Source organism: Pseudomonas inefficax (assembly GCF_900277125.1).
Classification (GTDB): Bacteria; Pseudomonadota; Gammaproteobacteria; order Pseudomonadales; family Pseudomonadaceae; genus Aquipseudomonas; species Aquipseudomonas inefficax.
Genome location: NZ_OPYN01000031.1, coordinates 1 through 1,439 on the forward strand (window position 1 = coordinate 1; position 1,439 = coordinate 1,439).

The window sequence follows — 1,439 nt, forward strand, 5'->3', positions numbered from 1 at the left end:
ACTGACTGTAATTGCCCCTGACAAGGCCGGCCAAGTCGAGCGCATTGCCCAGTGCATCGCTGACCACAGTGGCAACTGGCTGGAAAGCCGCATGTCGCGTATGGCCGGGCAGTTTGCCGGCATCCTGCGGGTGGCGGTGCCAGCGGAAAACTACGACGAACTGGTGGCTTCGCTGCAGGGGTTGGCCCGATATGACATTCGCGTGCTGATCGCCGAGAGCGGCATCGAGCCGTCTTGTACCTGGAAGCCGATTGCCATGGAGCTGGTAGGGAACGACCGGCCGGGGATCGTGCGTGATATCACCCGCTTGCTGGCGGACCTGGGGGTAAACCTTGAGCGGTTTACCACGGAGGTGCGGCCGGCGCCCATGAGCAGCGAGCCGCTATTCCATGCCGATGCCTTGCTGGCATTGCCGTTGACCCTGTCGCTGGAGGATTTGCAGCAGAAGCTGGAGAGCCTGGCGGATGACTTGATGGTGGAGTTGCAGCTGCGGGCGGAGGATTGATCCGATATTGCCGGGGCCGCTTCGCGGCCCATTCGCAGCACAAGGCTGCTCCTACAGGGAAATGCATATCCTTGTAGGAGCAGCCTTGTGCTGCGAATGGGCTGCAAAGCAGCCCCCTGCGGTTATCCCGATATCACGGGGAAGGCCTTGTGGATAACCTGGGGGCTCCCCTCTCCAGCCCAGGCCCCGCGCGCCTTACAGGGCTTTGCTCAAAAAACACCCAATAATCAGCACCTTGTGCACAAACCACGGGGACGAGGGTGTGGATAACCTTTGGAGATGTCTCTGCAGACCACGAATCACAAGGTCTGCAGAGTTGTGATCATTTTTTGATCAGCTACGCTTGCGCAAACTGAGCCACGCATCGACGCTGTAAATCGCCAAACCCGCCCAGATGAACATGAACGCCACCAAGGTGCTCGACGACAAGTGCTCATCGAACAGCAGTACCGCCTGCAGCAGCACTAGCGTCGGCGCCAGGTACTGCAGGAAGCCCAGCGTGGTATACGGCAAGTGCCGCGCCGCAGCGTTGAAGCACACCAGCGGCACCAGCGTCACCGGCCCCGCCGCCATCAGCCACAGCGCTTCGCTACTGCTGTAGAACGCGCCCTGGGCACTTGTCGCCGCCGGGTGCAGCAACAGCCAGCCAATGGCCAGCGGTACCAGCATCCAGGTTTCCACCACCAGGCCCGGCAGTGCCGCCACGGGTGCCTGCTTGCGAATCAGCCCATAGAAGCCGAAGCTCAGCGCCAGTACCAGCGACACCCACGGCAGGCTGCCCACCTGCCACACCTGCTGGGCAACACCCACGGTGGCCATGGCTACGGCAAGCCACTGCATACGGCGCAGGCGCTCGCCGAGAATCAGCATGCCCAGCAGCACATTGATCAGCGGGTTGATGTAGTAACCCAGGCTGGCCTCGAGCATGCGGCCG

General features: G+C 61.9%; 2 protein-coding genes. One reads left to right on the forward strand and one right to left on the reverse strand.

The window, feature by feature from the left end; all coding sequences use genetic code 11:
* Position 1: 1 nt before the first annotated feature.
* Positions 2 to 505: a glycine cleavage system transcriptional repressor gene (locus JV551A3_RS03385; protein WP_235874536.1), complete on the forward strand. Its 504-nt coding sequence runs from the start codon at positions 2 to 4 to the stop codon at positions 503 to 505.
* Between the two features lie 333 nt (positions 506 to 838).
* On the opposite strand, the gene rarD is transcribed toward JV551A3_RS03385, so the two are convergent.
* On the reverse strand, positions 839 to 1,439 hold a 601-nt coding region (rarD, locus tag JV551A3_RS03390), incomplete at its 5' end, for an EamA family transporter RarD (protein WP_133978334.1).